22 protein-coding genes are annotated in these 23,140 nt (G+C 63.4%); 14 read left to right on the top strand and 8 right to left on the bottom strand.

What is annotated here, in order from left to right:
- Nucleotides 1-18: 18 nt before the first annotated feature.
- On the bottom strand, nt 19-747 hold the full coding sequence (locus QMZ05_RS00970; protein ID WP_353699055.1) for an ABC transporter ATP-binding protein: 729 nt from the start codon (nt 745-747) through the stop codon (nt 19-21).
- Nucleotides 744-1,514 carry an ABC transporter permease subunit gene (locus QMZ05_RS00965; RefSeq protein WP_353699086.1) on the bottom strand — a complete coding sequence of 257 codons (771 nt, stop codon included), beginning with the start codon at nt 1,512-1,514 and terminating at the stop codon, nt 744-746. The genes QMZ05_RS00970 and QMZ05_RS00965 overlap by 4 nt, the downstream gene beginning before the upstream one ends.
- Nucleotides 1,515-1,893: 379 nt before the next feature.
- Here QMZ05_RS00965 and QMZ05_RS00960 point away from each other — a divergent pair, with 379 nt between their 5' ends.
- The gene (locus tag QMZ05_RS00960) at nt 1,894-2,985 is read left to right on the top strand and encodes an LLM class flavin-dependent oxidoreductase (protein WP_353699054.1); all 1,092 of its coding nucleotides are present in this window, start codon (nt 1,894-1,896) and stop codon (nt 2,983-2,985) included.
- A gap of 5 nt (nt 2,986-2,990) precedes the next feature.
- Here the strand turns inward: QMZ05_RS00960 and QMZ05_RS00955 are convergent, their stop codons facing one another.
- Together QMZ05_RS00955 and QMZ05_RS00950 are read right to left on the bottom strand one after the other, a co-directional pair.
- A complete protein-coding gene (locus tag QMZ05_RS00955) occupies nt 2,991-4,328 on the bottom strand; it encodes an LLM class flavin-dependent oxidoreductase (RefSeq protein WP_353699053.1) in 1,338 nt (445 codons plus the stop codon).
- 63 nt (nt 4,329-4,391) lie between these two features.
- Entirely contained in the window at nt 4,392-4,643 is a 252-nt protein-coding gene (locus QMZ05_RS00950; protein ID WP_353699052.1) for a hypothetical protein, read from the bottom strand.
- Here QMZ05_RS00950 and QMZ05_RS00945 point away from each other — a divergent pair.
- From QMZ05_RS00945 to QMZ05_RS00915, 7 genes are all read left to right on the top strand, one after another.
- Nucleotides 4,642-5,859, top strand: a complete 1,218-nt coding sequence (locus QMZ05_RS00945; protein ID WP_353699051.1) for an FAD-binding protein — start codon at nt 4,642-4,644, stop codon at nt 5,857-5,859. The two genes, QMZ05_RS00950 and QMZ05_RS00945, sit on opposite strands and share 2 nt — an antisense overlap.
- Nucleotides 5,837-6,196, top strand: a complete 360-nt coding sequence (locus QMZ05_RS00940; protein WP_353699050.1) for an FAD-binding protein — start codon at nt 5,837-5,839, stop codon at nt 6,194-6,196. The genes QMZ05_RS00945 and QMZ05_RS00940 overlap by 23 nt, the downstream gene beginning before the upstream one ends.
- Nucleotides 6,193-6,513, top strand: a complete 321-nt coding sequence (locus tag QMZ05_RS00935) for a ferredoxin family protein (protein WP_353699049.1) — start codon at nt 6,193-6,195, stop codon at nt 6,511-6,513. The genes QMZ05_RS00940 and QMZ05_RS00935 overlap by 4 nt, the downstream gene beginning before the upstream one ends.
- A gap of 51 nt (nt 6,514-6,564) precedes the next feature.
- Nucleotides 6,565-7,686 carry a methionine ABC transporter ATP-binding protein gene (locus QMZ05_RS00930; RefSeq protein ID WP_353699048.1) on the top strand — a complete coding sequence of 374 codons (1,122 nt, stop codon included), beginning with the start codon at nt 6,565-6,567 and terminating at the stop codon, nt 7,684-7,686.
- Nucleotides 7,676-8,341, top strand: a complete 666-nt coding sequence (locus tag QMZ05_RS00925; RefSeq protein WP_050419237.1) for a methionine ABC transporter permease — start codon at nt 7,676-7,678, stop codon at nt 8,339-8,341. The genes QMZ05_RS00930 and QMZ05_RS00925 overlap by 11 nt, the downstream gene beginning before the upstream one ends.
- 222 nt (nt 8,342-8,563) lie before the next feature.
- Nucleotides 8,564-9,346 (top strand): MetQ/NlpA family ABC transporter substrate-binding protein, encoded by a 783-nt coding sequence (locus QMZ05_RS00920; RefSeq protein ID WP_353699047.1) that lies wholly within the window; start codon nt 8,564-8,566, stop codon nt 9,344-9,346.
- Between the two features lie 46 nt (nt 9,347-9,392).
- The gene (locus QMZ05_RS00915) at nt 9,393-10,169 is read left to right on the top strand and encodes a MetQ/NlpA family ABC transporter substrate-binding protein (RefSeq protein WP_353699046.1); all 777 of its coding nucleotides are present in this window, start codon (nt 9,393-9,395) and stop codon (nt 10,167-10,169) included.
- A gap of 33 nt (nt 10,170-10,202) precedes the next feature.
- On the opposite strand, the gene QMZ05_RS00910 is transcribed toward QMZ05_RS00915, so the two are convergent.
- Together QMZ05_RS00910 and QMZ05_RS00905 are read right to left on the bottom strand one after the other, a co-directional pair.
- Nucleotides 10,203-11,606 (bottom strand): LLM class flavin-dependent oxidoreductase, encoded by a 1,404-nt coding sequence (locus QMZ05_RS00910; RefSeq protein WP_353699045.1) that lies wholly within the window; start codon nt 11,604-11,606, stop codon nt 10,203-10,205.
- A 37-nt stretch (nt 11,607-11,643) separates the two neighbouring features.
- Nucleotides 11,644-11,925 carry a hypothetical protein gene (locus QMZ05_RS00905; protein WP_353699044.1) on the bottom strand — a complete coding sequence of 94 codons (282 nt, stop codon included), beginning with the start codon at nt 11,923-11,925 and terminating at the stop codon, nt 11,644-11,646.
- Between the two features lie 94 nt (nt 11,926-12,019).
- Here QMZ05_RS00905 and QMZ05_RS00900 point away from each other — a divergent pair, with 94 nt between their 5' ends.
- Nucleotides 12,020-13,342 (top strand): PLP-dependent transferase, encoded by a 1,323-nt coding sequence (locus QMZ05_RS00900; RefSeq protein ID WP_353699043.1) that lies wholly within the window; start codon nt 12,020-12,022, stop codon nt 13,340-13,342.
- Nucleotides 13,343-13,374: 32 nt separating this feature from the next.
- Nucleotides 13,375-14,172: a MetQ/NlpA family ABC transporter substrate-binding protein gene (locus tag QMZ05_RS00895; RefSeq protein ID WP_353699042.1), complete on the top strand. Its 798-nt coding sequence runs from the start codon at nt 13,375-13,377 to the stop codon at nt 14,170-14,172.
- A 97-nt stretch (nt 14,173-14,269) separates the two neighbouring features.
- Here the strand turns inward: QMZ05_RS00895 and QMZ05_RS00890 are convergent, their stop codons facing one another.
- Both QMZ05_RS00890 and QMZ05_RS00885 read right to left on the bottom strand, forming a co-directional pair.
- The gene (locus QMZ05_RS00890) at nt 14,270-15,658 is read right to left on the bottom strand and encodes an FAD-dependent oxidoreductase (protein WP_353699041.1); all 1,389 of its coding nucleotides are present in this window, start codon (nt 15,656-15,658) and stop codon (nt 14,270-14,272) included.
- Nucleotides 15,659-16,838: 1,180 nt separating this feature from the next.
- Nucleotides 16,839-17,351, bottom strand: coding sequence for a hypothetical protein (locus tag QMZ05_RS00885; protein WP_353699040.1), 513 nt, complete (start codon nt 17,349-17,351; stop codon nt 16,839-16,841).
- Between the two features lie 23 nt (nt 17,352-17,374).
- On the opposite strand from QMZ05_RS00885, the gene QMZ05_RS00880 reads away from it, so the two are divergent.
- The 4 genes from QMZ05_RS00880 (at nt 17,375) to QMZ05_RS00865 (ending at nt 23,121) form a co-directional block, all read left to right on the top strand.
- Nucleotides 17,375-17,893 carry a sugar-binding domain-containing protein gene (locus QMZ05_RS00880; RefSeq protein WP_353699039.1) on the top strand — a complete coding sequence of 173 codons (519 nt, stop codon included), beginning with the start codon at nt 17,375-17,377 and terminating at the stop codon, nt 17,891-17,893.
- 78 nt (nt 17,894-17,971) lie between these two features.
- Entirely contained in the window at nt 17,972-19,024 is a 1,053-nt protein-coding gene (locus QMZ05_RS00875; RefSeq protein ID WP_353699038.1) for an NAD(P)-dependent alcohol dehydrogenase, read from the top strand.
- Nucleotides 19,025-20,322: 1,298 nt separating this feature from the next.
- Nucleotides 20,323-21,993, top strand: coding sequence for an aromatic/alkene/methane monooxygenase hydroxylase/oxygenase subunit alpha (locus tag QMZ05_RS00870; RefSeq protein WP_066512348.1), 1,671 nt, complete (start codon nt 20,323-20,325; stop codon nt 21,991-21,993).
- A gap of 87 nt (nt 21,994-22,080) precedes the next feature.
- Nucleotides 22,081-23,121, top strand: coding sequence for a 2Fe-2S iron-sulfur cluster-binding protein (locus QMZ05_RS00865; protein ID WP_353699037.1), 1,041 nt, complete (start codon nt 22,081-22,083; stop codon nt 23,119-23,121).
- Nucleotides 23,122-23,140: the final 19 nt, after the last annotated feature.

Raw genomic sequence — 23,140 nt, 5'->3', positions numbered from 1 at the left:
AGCTGTCCTTCAGAAGACTCAGGCGGGGATGGGATGAACGGCGACGACGCCGAGTTCGGCAAGCAAGTCGCTGCGGGCGATCGACGCCCTCCCGCCACGACCGCCCGTGTGATGCTGGAAGGCGATCCGGCCTTCGCGCATCACCAGGATGCGGTCGGCCAGCGCGATCGCCTCGTCGACGTCGTGCGTGACCAGGAGCGCGCCGGGCCGATGGGTGGCGACCAGGTCACGGACCAGATCGTGCATGCGGATGCGGGTCAGCGCATCGAGTGCAGCAAAGGGTTCGTCGAGCAGCAGCAACTCGGGCTCCTGCACCAGCGCGCGGGCGAGTGCCACGCGCTGCGCCTGCCCACCCGAGAGATTCCGCGGCCAGTCGTCGAGCCGGTCGCCAAGGCCAACTTCGGCGAGTGCCGCTGCGGCGCGCTCGCGCGCATTACCGGCCTGCAGGCCGAGTGAGACATTGCGCCACAGGCTGTCCCACGGCAGCAGCCGGTGTTCCTGGAAGACGACCGCCGGGCGGCGCGGGGCCGCGATGCGGCCGCCGTCAATCGGGTCGAGGCCGGCCAACGCGCGGAGCAACGTGGTCTTGCCGCAACCGCTTTCCCCGAGCAGGGCGACGAACTCGCCGCGCTCGATCCGCAGATTGAGATTCTCGATGACGACGCGATGGCCGTAGGCGCGGCGGAGATTCGTCACGACGACCGCCGGTGAGACCGCGGCGGCGGAGGGGGCGACATGCAAGGTCATCGCGCGCCTCCGTAGTTCGGATGCCAGGCCAGCAGGCGGCGTTCGAGAAAACGGGCGATGCCGTCGGCGGCGACGCCGATCAGCGCGTAGATCACGATCGTCAGCACGATCACGTCGGTGCGCAGGAACTCCCGCGCATCCATCGCAAGGAAGCCGATGCCGGATTGGGCGCCGATGGTTTCGGCGACGACCAGCGCAAGCCATGCGGTCGCCAGCGCATAGCGCACGCCGGTCAGGATCGAAGGCAGCGCCCCGGGCAGGATGATGCGTCGGATCAGCTCCAGCGTGCCGAGGCCCTGGATGCGGCCAAGCTCGATCAGCTTTGGATCGACTTGCCGGATCCCCAAGGTGGTATTGATGTAGATCGGAAAGGTGACGCCGAGGGCGACCAGGAAGATCTTTTCGGCTTCGCCGACGCCGAGCCAGACGATCACCAGCGGCAGCAGGGCGAGGAAGGGGATCGCGCGGATCATCTGGACGCTGCGGTCGATCGCGGCTTCCGCGATCCGCGAGAACCCGACGAGGATGCCGAGGGCGAAACCGACGGTACCCCCGATCGCAAAACCGGCGACGGCACGCAGCAGGCTGACGCCAAGGTCGTTGAGCAGGCTTCCCGAGGTCGCCAGCTTGAATGCCGTCTTGAGGACCTTGCTAGGCGCCGGCAGCACCTGCGGTGACAGCCATCCGCCTTGCGCCAGGAGTTCCCAGACCACAAGCAGGATGGCCGGCGCCAGCCACGACAGAAGTTGCAGGCCGCGCCGACCAATCTCGAGCCTGCGCCTTGGAAGATGTGCGGCGGTCGTGTCGCCGCGCGGTGCGGCGTCGTAGGCAACCGGTGACGCCGTCTGCTCGAGATTGCTCAAGGTAATCTGTCCTGCGTCATCATCCTGCGTGATCTTCTTTGGTCACGCAGCTCTTCGCTCACGCGACGAACGCGGTCGCGTCGCGTTGCGTGACGTCGTAAAACTGTCCCACGATTTTCAGCGGACAGAAATAGAGCGGTTTTTCAATTGTCGTTGGTTCCGGAGTGTTTCTCGGTTACCCGCGCGCGCGACACGGCAAGGAAAATCTTTTGATGCGCGGTTGCTTGATCTCCTGCGGTGCAAGGCGCGAAAACAACGCGAGAAGACGCAGGAGAAACAACGAATGACGATACGACCGCTCCGCTTTGGCATCTGGGCGCTGGTGCACGGCTCGCGCGCCGCCTATCAGGATCCCGATGAACCCTATGACGCGTCCTGGGAGCGCAATCGCGATCTGGTGCTCGCCGCCGAGCGGCTCGGCTATGCTTCAACGTTGATCGCCCAGCACACCATCAATCCGCATCAGGAGGATCTCGATCAGCTCGAAGCGTGGAGCGCCGCGGCGGCACTTGCGGCGCTGACCAGCCGGATCGAGATCATCGCTGCGATCAAGCCCTATCTCTATCATCCGGTCGTGCTGGCCAAACTTGCGCTCGGCATCGAGAACATCAGCCGCGGCCGCTTTGCCATCAATCTGGTCAACGCCTGGAATAAGCCGGAGCTCGACAAGGCCGGCATCGGATTTGCCGAGCACGACGCGCGCTACGCTTATGGTCGCGAGTGGATCACCGTGGTGTCACGTTTGATGCAGGGCGAGCGGCTGACCTACAAGGGCGAGCATTTCGACGTGCGCGATTATGCGCTGCGTCCGACGAGTCTCTATCGGCCCCGGCCGCTGATCTATGTCGGAGGCGAGTCGGAGCCGGCACGTGCGCTGGTCGCCGACCACGGTGACGTCTGGTTCATCAACGGCCAGCCGCTCGACGATGTCGCCGGCCTGATTGCCGACGTTGCGAGCCGGTCGCGGACAAGCTCGCCGCTGCGCTTCGGTCTGTCCGCGTTCATCGTTGCGCGGGAGACACAGGCCGAGGCCCAGGCGGCGTATGAGCGGTTGCTCGACCTGTCGAAGAAGGATGCACCGATCAAGGCGATCCAGAAGCAGAATACCGATCCAAAGGTCGTGATGATGCAGACCATGCAGAAATCGGCGCGGGTCGGCAGCAACGGCGGAACGGCCGCGGGGCTGGTCGGCAGCTACGACGAGGTGGCGGCCCGGATCCAAGCCTTTCATGCCGCCGGCATCGAGTTGTTCATGCTGCAGTTCCAGCCCTTCGAGGCGGAGATGGAGCGTTTTGCCAGCGAGGTCATCCCGCGCGTCCGCGCATCGACGGCGGCTACTGCCGATGACGCACCCGTGCGCCGCGGCGTACGCTGACGACGTCAGGCGCTCGCGGATCCCGCCTCGCGCTGCGCAAACCGGCTGGCCGGGCGTGGCAATCCAAGATGATCGCGCAGGGTGGTGCCGGCGTAGTCCCGGCGGAATAGTCCGCGCCGCTGCAGGATCGGCACCACGCTGTCGACGAAGACTTCCAGCCCCGTCGGCAGCACGTCCGGCATCAAGTTGAAGCCGTCGGCGGCGCCGGCCTGGAACCAAGCCTCGATATCGTCGGCTATCTGCTCCGGCGTACCGACGATGATGCGGTGGCCAACACCGCCGCCGAGCGCGCGCAGCAATTGTCGGACGGTGAGATTGCCGCGACGGGCCAGCGCCACCGTGCCTTTGAACATGGTGTGGTTCGCATTGGCCGGCAGCGGCAGATCGGGCAGGGGCTTGTCGAGATCGAGGATGGCCGGATCGACCTGCAACGTCCCAGCGAGACGCGCGAGGCTGTATTCGATCGGAACCAGGTTCCAGAGCTCATCCTGACGCCGCTTGGCTTCAGCCTCCGTGCTGCCGATGACGGTGGCGAGGCCCGGCAGGATGACGATGGAATCGCTGGCGCGGCCATAGGCGACGGCGCGCGCTCGCAGATCGCGGGCATAGGCCACGCCTTCGTCGATCGTTTGAGCCAGCGTGAACACGGCCTCGGCCTGCGCAGCCGCAAGGTCGCGGCCATCGCTGGAGCCGCCGGCCTGCACTGTCACCGGGCGTCCCTGCGGCGAGCGCGGAACGTTGAGCGGGCCGGCGACGCTGTAATGCGCGCCGCGATGCGCGATCGGATGCACCTTCGATGTGTCGACAAATCGCGCGGTCACCTTGTCGCCGACGAAGGCGTCATCCTCCCAGCTGTCCCACAGCGCATGCACGACCTCGGCGAACTCCTTGGCGCGGTCGTAGCGCGCCTTGTGCTCGAGCACGTTGGCGAGGCCGAAGTTACGGCTGGCGGTGGCGTCGGCGGTGGTCACCGCATTCCAGCCGGCGCGGCCGCCGCTGGCCAGATCCAGCGTCGCGAAGCGGCGGGCGATGTTGTAGGGCTCGTTATAGGTGGTCGACGCCGTTGCGATCAGGCCGATATGGGTCGTTGCCGCGGCGACGCTGGCTAGCACGATGGTCGGCTCCATCGACATGAAGGAGCGATAATCGATGCGATCGGTGATCGCGGGCGTATCGGCCAGGAAGATCGCATCGAGCTTGCCGCGCTCGGCGATCTGCGCCACCCGCACGTAATGGCCGACGTCGAAGCAGGCGCGCGGATCGCTTTCCGGCAATCGCCACGCCGAGGCATAGACGCCGGAATGCAGCAGGTTGACATTGAGATGGAGCTGACGGTGGGACATGGCTGCTGCCGTGGGATTGAATGATCTGCCCCACGAGATATCGCTGCCAAGCGTGCGAGGAAATCAACGGCGGCCGCTCGCCTGCAAAAAGAAATATCCGCCTCCGTTCACATCGCTGGCGCCTGATCCTGTGTCGTGGGTCCCCACAGCGGCGAAACAACCGTTGTGCGGCAACACAAACTTTCTTCGGCCGTTGGGACTGGAGAAAGCTTCGTCCAACTCTCCGCAAATATCTGAAATTGCCAGCGATGCGTGCGCGCGCAACGATGTGTCGAGACGCGATCCGCCGTCGATTCCGCCGGAGACATGACGCATGACGATGCAGCCTAACCGCGCCGAACGGGTGTCCGCGCCCACCGGATCGGTGGAGTTCGACGCCGACGTCCTGGTGCTTGGCGGCGGCCCGGCGGGGACCTGGGCTGCGGTCAGCGCCGCCGAGCGCGGCGCGCGCGTGGTGCTGGCCGACAAGGGATTTTGCGGCACGTCTGGCGCGACGGCGGCAGCCGGCACCGGCGTCTGGTATGTCGAGCCCAACCCGGCGCTGCGCGAGGCCGCGATGGCGGGCCGCGAAAAGCTCGGCGGTCATTTGCAGGATCGCCGCTGGATGGCACGCGTGCTCGACCGCACCTATGAGCAGAGCAATCGCCTGGCCGATTGGGGCTATCCCTATCCGGTCGACGACAGCGGCAAGTCGCAGCGCAACTCGCTGCAAGGGCCGGAATACATGCGCCTGATGCGCAAGCGCACCAAGCAGGCGGGCGTCACCATTCTCGATCACAGCCCTGCGCTGGAACTGCTGGCGGACGATGAAGGCGCGGTTGCCGGTGCGAGCGGCATCCGCCGGCAGAAGGACGATCGCTGGACGGTGCGCGCCAAGGCGGTCGTGATCGCGACGGGTGGCTGCGCGTTCCTCAGCAAGACGCTGGGATCGAACGTGCTGACCGGTGACGGCTATCTGATGGCCGCCGAGGTCGGGGCCGAGTTCAGCAGCATGGAATTCTCAAACCCGTATGCGATCTCGGCGGCGTTCGGCTCGGTCACCAAGACGCTGTTCTATGGCTGGGCCAGCTTCACCCATGAAGATGGCAGCATCGTTCCCGGCGCGGCGTCGAAGGGCGGACGGTCGGCGATCGCGCGCGCGCTGCTTCAGGGCCCGGTCTATGCCCGGCTCGACAAGGCCGATGATGCCGTGCAGCGGCAGATGCGGGTGTCGCAGCCAAACTTCTTCCTGCCGTTCGATCGCACCGGAATCGATCCGTTCAGGGATCGCTTCCCGGTGACCCTGCGGCTGGAAGGCACGGTCCGCGGCACCGGCGGCCTTCGCATCGTGGATGACAGCTGCGCCACCAGCGTGCCGGGCCTGTACGCGGCCGGGGATGCGGCGACGCGCGAATTGATCTGCGGCGGACTACGCCCGACAGCTCGGTGCGATTGTCCGACGGAAAGTGTCGTCATCAGGCACCATCGCCTATCGCGACCGGCCGCGGCGCCCGCTCGCACCGTCTGCGTTGGCGAAGGCGGTCCAGAATGAAGTGTTTCCATATGAGCTGAATTATTTCCGCGAAGCATCGCGGCTGCAGAGCGCTCTTCAGCGCCTCGACGCAGCCTGGCGCGATGTTTCAGAGGCGGATGCGGCCTCCAGGGCCGATCTACCGCGGGCCCGCGAAGGCGCCGCGATGCTGGCGACCGCGCGCTGGATGTACCGCAGCGCGCTGACGCGTCAGGAGAGTCGCGGCATGCACCGTCGCGACGATTTCCCCGATCAGGACGATCGCCAGCGCCATTACGTGACGACCGGCGGCCTCGACGAGGTCTGGACCTCGGTACGGCCGTATGCGGAAGCAGCCTATGCGGAGGCCGCCGAGTGATCGAGGTCGTCGACGCCGCCAGCTGCACGTCCTGCGACATCTGCGTCAACGTCTGTCCGACCAATGTGTTCGACAAGACCGACGGAGTCCCCGTCATCGCCCGCCAGAGCGATTGCCAGACCTGCTTCCTTTGCGAGCTTTACTGTCCCGAGGATGCGCTCTATGTATCGCCCTTCGCCGACGAGGCCCAGGCGATCGACCTCGTCGCGCTCCGGCAAACCGATGCGATGGGGAGCTATCGGCGGGCGGTCGGCTGGACCGACGACACCAGGGAACGCCGCGGCGACGACCGCAGCTACCTTCTGTTTGGTCATTGAGCTCAGGGCTCCGACCCCAAGCGACCAAAGCCATTCGAATTGGACGACTGAATGAACGTGCATCAATCGCTGTCGGCGGCGCAGCCCGTCGAAACGCCGCCTATCGCAACTGCTCCGACTGCGAGCGATGCCATGGTGCGGTTTGAATCCGTCTCGAAGATCTATCCCGCCTACCGCGACAAGCCGAGCGTGCAGGCGCTGGCCGGCATCGATTTCGCTATCCCGCGCGGCTCGATCACCGGCGTGATCGGCCGCTCGGGTGCCGGTAAATCGAGCCTGGTGCGGCTGATCAATGGACTGGAGAAGCCGTCGAGCGGCCGTGTCGTCGTCGACGGTCGCGACATCTCCGCGCTTGCTGGCCGCGAGTTGCGCCTGGCCCAGCGCTCGATCGGCATGATCTTCCAGCATTTCAACCTGCTGTCGTCGCGCACGGCGGCCGACAATATCGCCTTGCCGCTCGAGATCGCCGGCTGGTCGAAGGCCGACATCGCCGTTCGTGTGGAGGAGCTGCTCGCGCTCGTCGGCATCGCCGACAAGTACGACCGGTATCCATCCGAACTGTCGGGCGGCCAGAAGCAGCGCATCGGCATCGCCCGCGCGCTTGCCACGCGGCCGAACGTGCTGCTGTCCGACGAGGCGACCTCGGCGCTCGACCCGCAGACGACGCGTGCGATCCTCGACCTGCTCGCCAACATTAACCGCGAGTTGGGCGTGACGATCGTGCTGATCACCCACGAAATGTCGGTGGTCCGCCAGCTCGCCAAGGAGGTCGTGGTGATCGACGCCGGCGACATTGTCGAGCGCGGCCATGTCGCGGATATCTTTACGCATCCAAAACACCCGGTTACGCAGGCCTTCCTGTCGGAGGTCGTCGGTGACAGCGTCCCGGTATCGCTGGCGAGCCGCCTGGTGGCGCAGCCGATTGCCGGCGGGCAGGCGGTCATTCGGCTGCAGGTGCGCGGCAGCGATGCCGGCGATACGGTCGTTGCGCGGCTGGCGCGCGAGCTGTCGATCGACGTTGCGCTGCTCTCGGCGCGGATCGACGAGATCGGCGGACAGCACGTCGGCTCGCTGACGATCGGCATTCCCGGCGGCGACGTCGCGGTCAAGCGGGCCGTGACCTATCTGTCCCAACACAATCTTGCAGTGGAGCGGCTCGGCTATGTCGCCTGAACTCATCAACCTGATCATCCAGGCGACCGGCGAGAGCCTGTTCATGGTGTCGGTGGCGGCGTTGATCGCCACCTTGTTGGGGCTGCCGATCGGAATTTTTCTGGCGACCAGCCGGAAGGGCGAGCTGTTCGCGGCTCCCGCCGTCAACGGCATCCTGGGTGTGGTCGTGAATGCCACCCGCTCGACGCCGTTCATCATCCTGGTCGTTGCCATCATCCCGTTCACGCGCCTGATCGCCGGCACGTCGATCGGCTCGGGTGCGGCGATCGTGCCGCTGACGATTGCGGCGACGCCGTTCATCGCGCGCCTGGTCGAGGGCGCGATCCGCGAGGTCGACGGAGGGTTGATCGAGACGGCATCGTCGTTCGGCGCCAGCCCGCTGCAGATCGTGTTCAAGGTGCTGATCCCGGAGGCGTTGCCCGGGCTGGTGCTGGCGCTCACGCTCGCGGTCGTCAGCCTGCTCGGCTATTCCGCGATGGTCGGGGCCGTCGGGGGCGGCGGCCTCGGCGATCTCGGCATCCGCTACGGCTATCAGCGCTTCATGCCGGAGATGATGTTGGCTGTCGTCGTGGTGCTGATCGCGCTGGTTCAGACGGTGCAGACCGCCGGCGACTATCTGGCGCGCCGGGTCAATCGCCGCCTGCGCCATCGCTGAGGTGGCATCGCGAGTCGAGCGGATTGGAGCAATTTTCTCTATCAGCGCGCGATATGAGAATGGTATTTTTGGCCGAGCCTTCGCTCTGACTCCATTCTCTTTCCGCGGCGCGAATAGAAGCAGTCATCCACCATCGAAGAAACTTTGGATTCTGATTTCATTGATTTCGTGCGTGGCGTGGGTGATGACGGTGGGAACTTTACCGATTTCACGGAGACCAAGATGTCGTTTCGTTCTGTTGTGATGCTCGCGAGCGCCCTCGCTGCCTGGTCGGCGGCGGCCGCGGCCGAAACGATCAAGATCGGCGTCACGCCCGGGCCGCATGCCCAGATCCTCGAGGCGGTGAAGCCGATCGCGGCCAAGAGCGGCCTCGACATCCAGCTGATCGAATTCTCCGACTATGTCGTACCCAACGCCGCGCTCGACGCCGGTGATATCCAGGCCAACTCGTTTCAAAACCAGCCCTATCTCGACAACCAGAAGGCAGATCGCGGCTACAAGATCGAGGCGGTCGGGCTGACGGTGAACTTCCCGATCGGCGTGTATTCGAAGAAGCACAAGAGCTGGGCCGACATTCCCGATGGCGGCAAGGTGTCGATCCCGAACGATCCGACCAATGGCGGCCGTGTCCTGCTGCTGCTGCGCGACAAGGGCGCGATCAAGCTGAAGGAGGGCGTCGGCTTCAAGCCGTCGGTCATCGACATCACGGACAATCCCAAGAAGCTGAAATTCGTCGAGGTCGACGCCGCGCAGGCACCGCGCGCGCTGGACGATGTCGATGCCGCCGCGATCAACACCAACTATGCGACCCAGGCGGGCCTCGATCCGGTCAAGGATCCGATCCTGCGCGAGGATCCCAAGGGGCCTTATGTCAATCTGATCGCGGTCCGCGCCGCCGACAAGGACAAGCCCTGGGTCAAGACGCTGGTGGCCAGTTATCACACGCCGGAGGTCAAGGAGTTCGTCCTGACCAAGTTCAAGGGCGCAGTGCTGCCGAGCTGGTAGTCGCCGATCCATTGATCATGGGTTGCCAAGCTCGGGAGAGATTTTGATGCGTATCTTGATGACCGTTGTTGCCGTTGCCGCGCTGCTTGCCGGCAACGCCCGCGCCGACACGATCCGGGTGGGAGTCACGGCTGGACCCCATGCAGAGATCACCGAGGTCGTCAGGAAGGTCGCGGCCGAACGCGGCCTCGATATCAAGGTCGTGGAATTCACCGACTACGTCATTCCTAACCAGGCGCTGGCGCTCGGGGATCTCGAGGCCAATTCGTTCCAGCACGAACCCTACCTGAAGAACCAGATCTCCAAGACCGGCTGGAAGATCGTCAAGATCGCCAACACCATCGCCTCGCCGCAGGGCGTCTACTCGTTGAAATACAAGAAGCTCGCCGACCTGCCGGAAGGCGCACGGGTGGCGATCGCCAATGATCCGTCCAATGGCGCGCGCGGCCTGATGATCCTCGCGCTCCACGGCGTGATCAAGTTGAAGGACCCGAGCAACGTCGCCTCCACGATTGCCGACATCACCGACAATCCGAAGAAGCTGCGTTTCGTCGAGCTGGATGCAGCTCAGTTGCCGCGTTCGCTGCAGGACGTCGACCTGGTGTCGATCAACAACAATTATGCGGTGCAGGCCGGGCTCAATCCGGCGGCCGATGCCATCGCCCGCGAGGCGGTCGATGGCCCTTGGGTCAACATCATTGCCGTGCGCGAGCAAGACAAGGACAAGCCCTGGGTCAAGCCCCTGATCGATGCCTATCACTCCGACGAGGTGAAGGCTTTCCTCGACAAGCGTTTCAAGGGCACCTACATCGCGACCTGGTGAGCCGAATCGCCGTTGCGTGATTTTGCCGCCGTCCTATTCGGCGGCGTCGGAGCGGACTGCGCTGGAGGGCGCGTGGCGATAACCCGCGCCCGGATGCGTGCCGTGCAGGCGCGGCCCGCGTCCGGGGAACAGCTTCTCGCGCAGCGTGCCCTCGCGATATTCGGTCTTGTAGACGCCGCGCGACTGCAGCTCCGGCACGACCAGATCGACAAATGCATCGAGCGATTCCGGCGCGACCAGGCGGAACAGGTTGAAGCCGTCGATGTCGGTTTCATCAGCCCAGGCGATCAGTTCGTCCGCAACATCCTGCGGTGAGCCGATGACGAAGGGCGAGCGGGCGCCGGCACGGCTGAGGCTCGCGAGGTCGCCGACCTTGATCGGGCGATCGCTCCGCACCGTGAAATTCTCCACCATCGACTGGATTGCATTGCTTTCGACATATTGCACGGCCTGATCGGGGCGATAGTTCGAGAAGTCGATACCAGTCCAGCCGGAGAGCAGGGCGAGCTGTCCGGTCTGGTCGACATGGTCCGCATACTCCGCTAGCAGATCGTGGGCCTCCGCGCGCGTCGCGGCAACGATCACCGTCGCGCCGGCGAACAGGCGGATGTCGTAGGGATCGCGGCCGAATTCCTTCGCCGCGTCCCTGATGTCACGGACGGCGCGGGCGAGGATCGGCCTGGTCTGGCCGTTGAGGAAGATCGCCTCCGCATGCCGTGCCGCAAAGGCGCGGCCGCGTTTCGAGGTGCCGGCCTGGTACAGCAAAGGCGTCCGCTGTGGCGATGGTTCCGCGAGGTGAATGCCGTCGACCTTGTAGCGAGGTCCGTCGTGCCGGACGGGATGGATCTTCGCCGGGTCCGTGAAGATGCGCGCTGAGCGATCGCGACGAACGGCACCGTCCTCCCAGCTGCCTTCCCATAATTTATAGGTCGCTGCCAGGAAGTCCTCGGCCGCTTCGTACCGTTCATCATGCGCGCGATTTGCCGCGAGCCCCATCCCGCGCGCGCCGCTGTCGAGATAGCCGGTGACGATGTTCCAGCCGATCCGCCCGCCCGTGAGATGATCGAGCGTCGAGAAGCGGCGCGCGAATTGATAGGGGTGCTCGTAGGTGAGGTTCGAGGTGATGCCGAAACCGAGATGCTTTGTGACCAGCGCCATCGCGGAGACGAGCAAAGTGGGCTCGGCGTTCGGCAGCTGCACGGCGTGCCGCAGGGCCGTCTCCGGGCTGCTGCCATAGACGTCATAGACGCCGAAGACGTCGGCGAGAAAGATGCCGTCGAGCAGGCCGCGTTCCGCGGTCCGGGCGTAGTCGACCCAGTAATCCAGCGAATTGTAGTTGAGCGAGTTGTCGCGTGGATGCGACCACAGGCCCGCCCAGTTGTGGCTCGGCGCCATCATGTTGAAGGCGTTGAAGCGAAGTTCTCTGGGTCGGGCCATCGTCTTGTTCCGTCGCTGAGCGGTTCACGACGGTTTATCATGCGGCCGGCGGACGTTTGTTTTCTATTCGGATCGCCGACGCGCGACTTCTGCTACCACCATCCGCGATGTCGCAATGGATCATTTGCGCCGCGCTCATTTGGCTGATCTTTGCAGCAGATCGGCGGGCGAAGCGATGCGCCTGCGAGCGCGCTTTGTGAACCGGACCTGATCGGTCTGCATCGGATCTGCGCGGATCGCACATGAAACAAATCATGTGCGACCGGTGGGCCGGTCGAAAAATTCGCGACGCGGCGTCTGTTTGCGACAGCATGCTCATCGCTATTTTTCCGGACGTCTCGACAAGCACCAAAACTGCCGCGCATCATTTCGGCTTATGACGCACCAGCGCACGAAACTCAGGAGATCTGATCATGCCGGTCGAAACGAAGAATCCCGAGACGCTCGCTCTGCACGGCGGTTCTTACCGTTCGGACCCCGCGACCGGTGCCGTGGCCGTGCCGATCTACCAGACGACGTCGTTCCAGTTCGAGAATACCGATCATGCGTCCAAGCTGTTTGCGCTGGAGGCGCTCGGCCAGATCTACACCAGGATCAAGAATCCGACGGCCGATGCCTTCGAGGAGCGGTTGGCGGCGCTGGAAGGCGGCGTCGGCGCGCTCGCGGTCGCCTCGGGGCAGGCCGCATCGGCCTTTGCCATCTTCAACATCGCGCAGGCCGGTGACAACATCGTCTCCTCGACCGACCTCTACGGCGGCAGCTGGACGCTGCTGTCGCAGACACTGAAGCAGTTCGGCATCGAGGTTCGCTTCGTCGACCCGGCAGACCCGGAGAATTTCCGCCGCGCGACCGATGCCAGGACGCGCGCCTATTTCGCCGAGACGCTTCCCAACCCCAAGCTGAATGTGTTTCCGATCAGGGAGGTCGCCGATATCGGGCGCTCGCTCGGCGTGCCGCTGATTCTCGACAACACCGCGGTGCCGCTGATCGCGCGCCCGTTCGAGCACGGCGCGGCGATCGTGGTCTATTCCACGACAAAATATATCGGCGGGCACGGTACCTCGATCGGCGGCGCCATCGTCGACGGCGGCAATTTCGACTGGGCGGCCCATGCCGACCGTTTCCCGCTGCTGACGAAGCCGGACGACGCCTATCATGGTGCGATCTGGACCGAAGCCGCAAAACCCCTGGGGCCGATCGCCTACATCCTGCGTGCGCGCGTGAAGTTGCTGCGTGATCTCGGCGCGGCCATTGCCCCACAAAACGCGTTCCAGTTCATCCAGGGGCTCGAGACCCTGCCGCTGCGGTTGCGCCAGCACAATAAGAATGCGATCAAGGTCGCCGACTTCCTGGTCAGGCATCCGGCGGTCTCGCAAGTGATATTTCCGGGCCTGCAGAACGGCGAGAGCAGGCGCCGCGCCGACGCTTACCTGCAGGGCGGCTATGGCGCGCTCGTCGGCTTCGAGCTCAAGGGCGGGGTCGAGGCGGGGCGGCGCTTCATCGATGCCCTCAAACTGTTCTATCACGTCGCCAATATCGGCGATGCACGATCACTGGCGATCCACCCGGCTTCCACCACACACCAGCAACTCAGCGCGCAGGAACAACTCGCCGCTGGCGTCACGCCCGGCTACGTCCGGCTGTCGATTGGGATCGAGCATCCCGACGATATCCTGGCTGATCTCACCCAGGCGCTTGAGCAGGCCGACGCCGGCAGTGCCCGCAAGGCGGCCTGATCACGACTTTCAACACGGACGGACTTGAGACCATGAAGAGACTTTTACGTTTGGCGCAGGCGGTCGGCCTGTCGCTGGCCTTGAGCGGTGCCGCGCTGGCCGATGAACCCTTGAAGATCGCCACTAGCGCCGGGCCGGTCGGGCAACTGGCCGCCTTTGCCGCCAAACTCGCCAAGGACAAGGGCCAGGATGTCAAGATCGTCGAGCTGTCGGATTGGGTGGCGCTCAACGAAGTCGTCAACAGCGGCGACGTCGACGCCAATCTGTTTCAGCACGCGACGTATCTCGCGCTACAGAACAAGCAGCGCGGGTTCAACCTGGTGCAGGTCGACAAGGTCGGCGTGATCGCGCCGGTCGGCCTGTTCTCGAAGAAGGTCAAGTCGCTCGACGAGATCAAGTCCGGCGACAGTGTCGCGATTCCGAACGAGCCGCTCAACGGCGCGCGAGGCCTGATCCTGCTCGAGCGGGCCGGCCTGATCAAGCTGGCGCCGGGCAAGGGTTTTGCGGTGAGTCGGTTCGATATCGTCGACAATCCGAAGAAGCTGAAGATCGTCGAGCTCGATCCGGCACAGACCTATCGTTCGCTCGATGACGTCACACTCGCGCTCGTGAACATCACCTATCTGATCCCGGCCGGCGGCGATCCGAAGTCGGCCCTGATCATCGACCGTACCGTGGACGATGGCCTCGTCCTTCGTTTCACGGCGCGGCCTGACAGGAAGGACGATCCGCGCCTGAAGGCGTTCATCCAGGTGTTCAATTCGCCCGAGGTTAAGCAGTTCATCGAGCAGAAGCTGCCGGCCTTCATTCCGGCAGGCTTCAGCAGCTAAAGCATGATCCGGAAAAGTGCGAAGCGGTTTTCCGAAAAGATCGTGCTAAAACAAGAATCTCAAGCGCGATGACGATTCAACCCGATCGCATCGCGCTTTAGACCACCGGCTCCAGCCCGGCCCGATGCTCGCCCGCCGTCTCGGCGAGCCTCGCGGCGAGCGCTGCGCACTGGTTGCGAATGTCGGGGATCGCGATGATCTCCCAGAAAGCCGCGCGGGTCAGCGGGCCCACCGCGAACAGGCGCTGCGAGATCGTGCCGTCCGGGCCGATGATCGCGCAATTGCGGTCGGTCTCGATGCCGATGCAGAGCGGATCGACCCGCGCCAGGCGACGTTCGAACAAAGCGCGCACCGCCGGATTGGGTGTGGCGCGCGGGTCCTTGACGATGCCGGTGCAATCGACGACGGCGCCCACCTGCGTGCTGGCGATCCTGCCGTCGCCGCGCCGGCGATAGTGAACGCGTGCTCCATCGCCGTTCGGCGCGATGCTGGTCACCTTGGCTGCCATCAACGTGAGCTGGCCTGCGTAAATGGCCTGCGTGATGCGGGCTTCGACTTCCGGCGCCATCCGGTGGCGATGCACGTCCCACCAGGCGCGTGCGTGCTCCAGGAAGCGGCGCTTGGATGCCTGCGGCAGCTCGTGCCACAGCCGCTGGGTATAGGGGCGCAGGCCGTCGATTACGCTGCGCCAGTCGCCCCCCTCGGCCGCGTTCCGCTCGATGCGGTCCCGAAGCCAGCGGAGCAGGCCGCTGATGCCGGCGCCGAACGGAACTTCGGCCTCGTCGATGCGCTGGGCGTCGGCGCGTCGATGCGGTTTTGCCAGCAGGCCGCGCCGCGACATCGCGATGATCGGCCCCCGGTGCCCGTCGCGCAGCAGCGACAGCACGTAGTCGACCATGGTCAGTCCCGTGCCAAGCAGCAGCACGGTCGCATCGGGATCGAGCGGTGCGGACGATGGCGGCGCCCACGGATCGGCATAACCGGCGCGGCTGGCGCGCATGTCATGCCCGGTCGCGAGGACGACGGTATCGCCGGTCAATGATTGACCATCGCCGAGCGTGACCGTCACGCCGGCACGGCCGTCGCTGATGTCGACGCAGACCCCGCGCACGATCGACAGGCGCTCCACGTCTGCCGGATCGGACGTCTGTTGTTCCAGCAAGCTCGCGACATAGTCGCCATAGATGCGCCGGGGTACGAAGCAATAGGGATCCGGACACACGGGAACATCGAGCTCACGCGCGGTGAGCCAGCGCCAGAAGTGATCCGGCTGGTCCGGCAATGCGCTCATATTCGCGACGCGCACATTGAGCAGGTGATCGGGATTGCCGGTGTGATAGGCGATGCCGCGTCCGATGTCGGGCCGCTGTTCGATGAGTGTGACGCGGAGTTTGCCGGTTGGCTGATGCAGCAGCTGATACGCGAGCAGTACGCCGCTGGCGCCGCCGCCAACGATGATCACGTGTCGTCGATCGCTACGCGTCATGCCGTCGCTCCATCGATCGGCTGGCCGCACGCAATGTGCGATGCCAGGAATTCATGCCTTCGAACGCACGTCGCAGCGTCAGGATCGGTGATGGAGCGCCGACGCCAAAGCCGGGGGGAGCAGCGCCGAATTCGGCGCTGTCGATACAAGGAGAGCAGTTAGCCGTGCGGACCGAACAGGAATATCTCGTAGAGGTCTTCGCGTCCCGTGGCGCCTACCTTGGCACCATCAGGTCGCGCAAACGTCCGGCACCACGCCTGGAACCGCCGAGCCGTTCGATCGAGAGCATGAAGCCAGGAAGATGCCCGCCGCATAGAAGCTCCTTCGCACTACCGTTCGTGCGAACGATATCATGGCTTGGCGTTGCTTGAGAGCGAATGTCGGCGCTGATCATAACTTTGAAACCGGTGACGCGTGTTGATGCGTTTCACGAGGCAGCATTTCCCCCAGCGGGCGCCGTACGAAAAGGTCTTTCCTCGCAGGTTGTGTCAAGGCGGCGACGTATTGCGCGCGGTCCGCAGTTCTTGGCGGACTTTCAAGACCCCAACATATCAATCGCCAACCTGCGATTTCCTCCAGATTGCTTACGCATTCGGATGAGACAGAACGAGGGTTGCAATGCTGGCTCGCATATTCCACTTGCGTCATACTTGCGATGGAGCCGAGGCATAGATTTGCAGTTCGTGCCAGCGAAGTCGCAGCATCGATCGTAACTCTGTTGACGCGGATACGTGGGACCATCACCGTGCGACGAATGCCCATTTTTCGTCGGATAAGCCCAGTGGTGCGACCAGTAAGTCATTGATTGTTCTCAACTCGGGGCTGTCTCTTAATCAGCGGGTCCCAGGTTCGAGCCCTGGTGCGCCCACCACCCCCTAAGAGATTGGCCCGAAAGGGCTTTTTATTTGCTTCGGTCGAACAAGCCGGGGTCTCGTGCGACGCTTTTGGTGGTCGTACGCCGTGCGACAAGTTGGATAATTTGGGAGTGTTGTTCGTCGGGCGCGGGCAATCGCCGATTTCCAACCCCGCGTGTTCACGGATGACCCAGTGCCGAAGCGCTGGGCTCGTTCTCCGAATGCAACACAGCACGCGAGACCGGCGGCGCGCTGCGCGACTTGGTTTCAGCTGCGGGCTTAAGGCCGGAGCTCGTGCGCCGCTAAAGCACACCTCGCGGTCTCGTTCAGCCTTTCATGCCGTCCTTCCGCACCTGCAATTCAAGCATGTCGATGCCGGAATCGGCGCGAGCCGCATTGCAAGCGCGGTAGTGCTTCACGATGGTCTGCGCGGTTCGGTATGAATGCCCAGTGATGTCGCAGATCGTCAGCAAGTCGCAGCCAGCACGATCGAGAAGCATGACGCAGGTATCGCGCAGGTCCTGGACATGCTTTTGGTCGAGTTCGCCGGCGCCGTTGACGAACATGAGCGACGGGCACGGCTTCAGAAACCACGCCGTGTCATCGCTATTGCTGTCGCGCGTTGCCTGCGCATCCAAGCATTCCGCCAGTGCTCGCGCGCGCTGATCGACCGCGCGTGCGCGCTGCGCCTTGTTCCCTTCATCGAGGGGGAAGGGTGCGAATAGCCATTCGACGTTTCTGGTCAGTTCGCTGGCCAGTCGCTCCGAACGAACGATCGCTTGGTGCACGGTATCGTGTGCAAGAATGCCGAATAAGGCAACCGCGCGCGCCGTCGACACCCGATGGCGATAGGTGCTCCCTCATGTGGCTCGCCATTGTCCTCGAAGAGTTCGGGCGGCACCGCATCAAGTTGAAGCCGAAGCTTGAGCGCCTTCACCCGCGCCGCGTGCTCGCGATGATCCGCCATCTCGATATGGCGCTGATTGTGGTGATCGATCTGTCCGAGAAGTCGAAGGCACCGGAATATGGCCTGATCAACAGGACGGTTTGGCGAGCACTGCTGAGTGTCGGCGCCGTGGGGGACGTTTGTGGCCACTATCTCGATGCGGAAGCACATGTGATCGACCATGAGCTTGCCGCGTGCGTGGTCAATCCGCCCATTAAAGATCCCGGAAAAGTGCGAAGCGGTTTTCCGAAAAGATCATGCTCAAACAAGGACCTAACGCGATGGCGATTTAACCTAATCGCATCGCGCTTTAGTCATCTGTCGATGCGCAGATTGCTCCCCGGCCGGTACGAGATTGATCGCACGTCTCCCGTGGTCGGTGGGCGGATTCTCGCTTTTCTCAAGCACATGAGCAGTCGCGTTGCGCTGCAATAGCCGGCTCGCTGGCACGAAAAATGCTGAGCCGCCTCGGCTAAGGCGAGCGCGAGGTTCGCTGGGTGTACGGAGGAGAACATGAAGGCGCAAGTGTTGAGAACCTATGATGAGAAGCTCGCCAACGACCGCTGGGTCAGCGAAGAAAACATGCCGGATCCAAAGCTGGCGAAATCTACTGATGTCATTGTCCGCATTGGCGGAGCCGGCGTATGCAGGACCGACCTTCATATCATCGAGGGCGTATGGAAGCCGCATATGGATCCGACCGGCGACAAGTTGCTTCCGATCATCATGGGGCATGAGAATGCGGGCTGGGTCGAAGAGATTGGCAAGGAGGTCGAGGGACTGAAGAAGGGCGATCCCGTCATCGTTCACCCGAAGATCACCGGCGGGACCTGTCTTGCCTGCCGCCGTGGCTTCGACATGCACGGTCCAGGCACGTTTCCAGGCCTCGATTGCAACGGCGGTTATGCCGAATTCCTCTGCACCTCGGAACGCAACATCGTGCCACTGCCGCGGACGCTTGCGCCAAAGGAGGTGGCGCCTTACGCGGATGCGGGACTTACGGCCTATCGCGCGGTCAAAAAAGCCACGCGTCATCTTTTGCCGGGCGAATTCTGCGTCGTTGTCGGTGCGGGTGGACTGGGCCACATTGCAATCCAGTGCCTCAAGGCAATGTGTGCGGCGGACGTTATCGTTGTCGACAAGTCCGAAGCGTCGCTGAAGCTGGCCGAAAAGTCGGGCGCCGATCACCTGGTGAAGGCTGACGGCGATGAAGTGCAGGCCGTTCTCGCCCTGACGGCCGGCAACGGCGCAGAGGCGGTGATCGATTTCGTTGGTGAGAAAGGCACGACAGCCAAGGGTTTGGCGATGACCCGACCGATGGGCAGCTATTATGTCGTCGGCTACGGCGAGGATATCCGCGTTCCGACCGTTGACATGGTCATTACCGAGAAAAACATCATCGGCAACCTGGTCGGTACATGGGCAGAGTTGACGGAATTGATGGCGCTCGCAGATCGAGGATTGGTTGAACTCGCGACCGCCGAATATCGTCTCGCCGACGCCAACAAGGCGCTGCATGATCTCAACGCCGGCAAGATCCATGGACGTGCAGTTTTGATTCCTTGAGACGAAGCGCGTCATCCATCGCGAGTATTCGCTCGCGATGGATTTCCGTGCATCTCGATCATGGTGCAGCGCAAACGCCTGTGGAAGAAGCGCAACGGCAGGTCGCCGCGAGTCTCAATTTGCATCTTTGTCGCAATTTGCGTCGCGAACGCTCTCAAGTCGAGGTTCGCGGTCGCTCGCCGGCGCGGTCGTTCGCGAAGCGGTCGAAAGAAATTCAGGGCTATCTGGCATGGCCGTTGCAAATATCGTTGCGGGCAGTTCCGGCGAAGCACGCGCGGACTGGTCGCCGATTGCCGAGCGGCAGCGCATGTCTTCGCATCGAGGGGCGCCATATGAGGTTCATCCTGGTCAATGGCCGCACGCTGTCCCGAAGGACATTCTGCATGCTTTGCAGCAGGCCGATCGGCGCGAGCTATCTGAAGGAACTTAGGACCGGGCTGCCGTTCTGCGGTCACGATTGTTACGCGCTTTATTGCGACCGCTGGGTCACGCGCGTGAGCCACCCGACGTGCTCTACCGTTGCGCCAAATCCCCGGTCGTCCGCGCGAGCAAAAGCGAGTTGCCAGCTTGGTCCACCAAGCGTCGCGGACAAGAAGCCGGTTCGTCGCCCAGTGAAACCGGGTGATCCCTCTTGATCCTGTGAGGCTCCGAACACCGGCGCCGCATCCGACATGCATTCCGCTGCGGGTCGAACGGTTTCACGCGCGACACCGGTCGATCGCGGCCGGCCGCAAGTCGCGGCGATCGATGCCCGGCAAAGCGTGCCGGTGTAACCGCGCCTTTCTTTTGCAGTGCAAATATTGCTGCGCTCACCGACTGACACGCTGCGCGCGAATCTCATTCTGCAATTTCAGTCGCAAGCTGCGTCGCGTTCAGCCGCAGCCAGGTGGGTGTGATCCCGCCGTCGACGCTCGTTTGAGCATCAAGCCGGTCGGAAATGACCCGGCGAACTCTTCGGACGAGCTGGCACGCCCATTGCAAAGCTCCTGACCACATAACAACGCCGACTGCTCCAGCTGGGGCGAGCCGCGAGAAGAACGAGGGAAGGGGATGTTTGGCCGAGGGCGCATCATGTGCGGGATGAAACATTACGATCGTTGGAATGCAGTTCCGATCGGTCCTGATCACCCTTGCAGTGCACCACAGGCATCTCCGAAACCCTTGCCGATATCAAGCGTCCGGCCGTGCGAACGGCCGCGAGGTGGCCCGTAACGCACGGGTAGGCGACGCCCGGTCCATGGAGTCCGGGCAAGCGGAATATCGATGTGGTTTCTGACCCGATCAGGAGGAAAGACTAGATGTCTGGTACGCTAACGCTCAACAAGATCACCGCCCAGCGCGGCATTTCCGTGGGCGAGGCTGCAAAGAAGATTGCAGATCTCGGGTGGAATCCCTCCTACGTCCAGGAGGCGATGACCTTCCCCACCGACTACAAGATCACAAAGGCGCCGAAGGATCCAATGAAGCAGGTCCTTCGTTCCTATTTCCCGATGCAGGAGGAAAAGGACAACCGCGTTTACGGCGCGCTCGACGCCGCGTTGCGCGGCGACATGTTCCGCAACGTCGAGCCGCGCTGGGTCGAGTGGATGAAGCTGTTCCTGGCGATCATCCCGTTCCCGGAAATCTCGGCGGCGCGTTCGATGGCCATGGTCGGCCGCCTGGCTCCGGGTGAGGATCTCCGCACCGGCTTCACGATGCAGATGGTCGACGAATTCCGTCACTCGACGATCCAGATGAATCTCAAGAAGTGGTACATGGAGAACTACATCGACCCGGCCGGGTTCGACATCACCGAGGAGGCGTTCGGCAAGTGCTACGCCACCACGATCGGCCGTCAGTTCGGTGAGGGCTTCCTCACGGGCGATGCGATCACTGCGGCGAATATCTACCTGACCGTGGTTGCCGAGACCGCGTTCACCAACACGCTGTTCGTCGCGATGCCGTCGGAAGCCGCCCGCAACGGCGACTACGCGCTGCCGACCGTGTTCCTCTCGGTTCAGTCGGACGAGAGCCGCCATATCGGCAACGGCCACTCGTTGCTGATGTCGATGCTGAAGGAGCCCGAGAATCACCTGCTGCTCGAGCGCGACCTGCGCTACGCCTTCTGGCAGAATCACGCCATCGTCGACGCGGCGATAGGAACGTTTATCGAGTACGGCACCACGAACCGTGACAAGAACAAGGAGTCCTACGCGGAGATGTGGCACCGCTGGATCTTCGAGGACTACTATCGGACCTACATGCTGCCGCTCGAGAAATACGGCATCAAGATCCACCATGACGACGTCCAGCTCGCCTGGAAGCGCCTGACCGACAAGAAGTACGTGCACAAGGTCGGACAGTTCTTCGCCGTCGGCTGGTCGGCGAACTTCTGGCGCATCGAGGCCCAGACCGAGAAAGACTTCGAGTGGTTCGAGCACAAGTATCCGGGCTGGTATGCCGAGTTCGGCAACTTCTGGAAATGGTACGAGAAGCTGTCGCATCGCGGCCAGACCAACATCCTCTTCAACGGCGATGTCGGTTACGTCTATCCGCATCGTTGCTGGTCGTGCCTGGTGCCCTGCCTGATCCGTGAGGACATCGTCACGGACGAGATCGACGGCAAGCTCCACACCTTCGCCCACGAACTCGATCGCTGGACGGCGGTCAATGCCTTCGCCGGCGAATACCAGGGTCGTCCGACCCCGGCGATGGGACGGTTCAGCGGCCGTCGCGAGTGGGAAAGCGTCTACCACAATGTGGATATGGCCGACGCCATCAAGGATCTCGGCTTCGTCCGCACCGACGGCAAGACCTTGGTGGCGCAGCCGCATCTGCGCTTCGACGCGAAGGAGATGTGGACGCTCGACGATGTCCGCGGCCACATCCTCAAGAGCCCGCTGGAGACGCTGCGGGCGATGAGCCCGGCGGATCGCGAAGCGCATCTGGCCGAGTATCGCAAGGGGTTCACCATCAATCCCTGCAACTGAGCCCAACGGAAGGAGCCGGCTCGCGCCGGCTCCTTCCCGATCATCAATCTCCGGAAGATACGCCAGCCTTGGCTTGAGGAGGCCCATATGGGCGCGCCCGCTAATGTCGTTCGCCTGCAGCCAGTAGGCGTAGAATTCGAGGTGGAGGAGAACGAAACCGTTCTCGACGCCGCATTCCGCCAGGGCATCGCGCTGCCGCATGGATGCAAGGAGGGACAGTGCTCGGCGTGCAAATGCGTTCTTACCGGAGGCGAAGTCGAACTCAAGAAATACTCGACCTTCGCCCTCAACGAGATCGAGCGAGGCCAGGACTACATCCTGCTGTGCCGGACCCTGGCCTATTCGGATCTCGAGGTGGAGCTGCTCAACTATGACGAGGAGCTGCTGTCGAAATCGATCCCGGTCAAGAACTTCACCGGCACGGTCACAAGCGTCTCGGCACTGACCCATGACATCCGGCATCTCGAGATCTCGCTGGAGCAACCTCTGAAGTTCTGGGCGGGTCAATATGCCGACATCACGCTCCCGGGGGCAGAGACGATTACGCGCTCGTTTTCCATGGCAAATTCGCCGGTCGAGGGCCAAAAGCTCGCATTCATCATCAAAAAGTATCCGAACGGACGCTTCTCCTCCCGACTCGACGGAGATCTCGCCATCGGAACCACAGTCGGGATCAAGGGACCTTACGGGACCTGCTTCCGGCGAGAAGGCCGAACCGGAGCGGTGATCCTGGTCGGTGGCGGATCAGGAATGTCGCCGCTGTGGTCGATCCTGCACGATCAGCTCGGCTCCGGCGAGGTGCGTCCGGTGCACTTCTTCTACGGCGCCCGGACGCGGAACGACCTGTTCTATCTCGATCGCTTTGCGGAGCTCGCGGCCGAGCATCCGGAATTCAACTTCATTCCGGTGCTCTCCCACGCGGCCGACGACACCGCCTGGGACGGGGCAAAGGGTTTCGTGCACGAAGCGGTCGAAGCACATCTTCGCGATGCGGCGTACGGCGAAGACGTCGACGTCTATGCCTGCGGACCGTCGCCGATGATCGAAGCGCTGACGCCGGTGCTGCATATGAACGACGTCGCCTCAGACCGCATCTTCTTCGACAAGTTCACGCCAGCAAGCAACTGAGAGCCCAACAGCCCGAGCC

This window comes from Bradyrhizobium sp. INPA03-11B (genome assembly GCF_040446015.1).
In the GTDB taxonomy this organism is placed as follows: Bacteria; Pseudomonadota; Alphaproteobacteria; order Rhizobiales; family Xanthobacteraceae; genus Bradyrhizobium; species Bradyrhizobium macuxiense_A.
The sequence above is the reverse complement of the archived record's forward strand: the minus strand, read 5'-3'. Positions and strand labels throughout refer to the sequence as shown.

Coding starts and splice junctions, on each gene's coding strand:
- QMZ05_RS00970 (WP_353699055.1), bottom strand. CDS start 747: ATGACCTTGCATGTCGCCCCCTCCGCCGCCGCGGTCTCACCGGCGGTC.
- QMZ05_RS00960 (WP_353699054.1), top strand. CDS start 1,894: ATGACGATACGACCGCTCCGCTTTGGCATCTGGGCGCTGGTGCACGGC.
- QMZ05_RS00955 (WP_353699053.1), bottom strand. CDS start 4,328: ATGTCCCACCGTCAGCTCCATCTCAATGTCAACCTGCTGCATTCCGGC.
- QMZ05_RS00945 (WP_353699051.1), top strand. CDS start 4,642: ATGACGATGCAGCCTAACCGCGCCGAACGGGTGTCCGCGCCCACCGGA.
- QMZ05_RS00950 (WP_353699052.1), bottom strand. CDS start 4,643: ATGCGTCATGTCTCCGGCGGAATCGACGGCGGATCGCGTCTCGACACA.
- QMZ05_RS00930 (WP_353699048.1), top strand. CDS start 6,565: ATGAACGTGCATCAATCGCTGTCGGCGGCGCAGCCCGTCGAAACGCCG.
- QMZ05_RS00925 (WP_050419237.1), top strand. CDS start 7,676: ATGTCGCCTGAACTCATCAACCTGATCATCCAGGCGACCGGCGAGAGC.
- QMZ05_RS00920 (WP_353699047.1), top strand. CDS start 8,564: ATGTCGTTTCGTTCTGTTGTGATGCTCGCGAGCGCCCTCGCTGCCTGG.
- QMZ05_RS00915 (WP_353699046.1), top strand. CDS start 9,393: ATGCGTATCTTGATGACCGTTGTTGCCGTTGCCGCGCTGCTTGCCGGC.
- QMZ05_RS00910 (WP_353699045.1), bottom strand. CDS start 11,606: ATGGCCCGACCCAGAGAACTTCGCTTCAACGCCTTCAACATGATGGCG.
- QMZ05_RS00905 (WP_353699044.1), bottom strand. CDS start 11,925: ATGAGCATGCTGTCGCAAACAGACGCCGCGTCGCGAATTTTTCGACCG.
- QMZ05_RS00900 (WP_353699043.1), top strand. CDS start 12,020: ATGCCGGTCGAAACGAAGAATCCCGAGACGCTCGCTCTGCACGGCGGT.
- QMZ05_RS00895 (WP_353699042.1), top strand. CDS start 13,375: ATGAAGAGACTTTTACGTTTGGCGCAGGCGGTCGGCCTGTCGCTGGCC.
- QMZ05_RS00890 (WP_353699041.1), bottom strand. CDS start 15,658: ATGACGCGTAGCGATCGACGACACGTGATCATCGTTGGCGGCGGCGCC.
- QMZ05_RS00880 (WP_353699039.1), top strand. CDS start 17,375: ATGTGGCTCGCCATTGTCCTCGAAGAGTTCGGGCGGCACCGCATCAAG.
- QMZ05_RS00875 (WP_353699038.1), top strand. CDS start 17,972: ATGAAGGCGCAAGTGTTGAGAACCTATGATGAGAAGCTCGCCAACGAC.
- QMZ05_RS00870 (WP_066512348.1), top strand. CDS start 20,323: ATGTCTGGTACGCTAACGCTCAACAAGATCACCGCCCAGCGCGGCATT.
- QMZ05_RS00865 (WP_353699037.1), top strand. CDS start 22,081: ATGGGCGCGCCCGCTAATGTCGTTCGCCTGCAGCCAGTAGGCGTAGAA.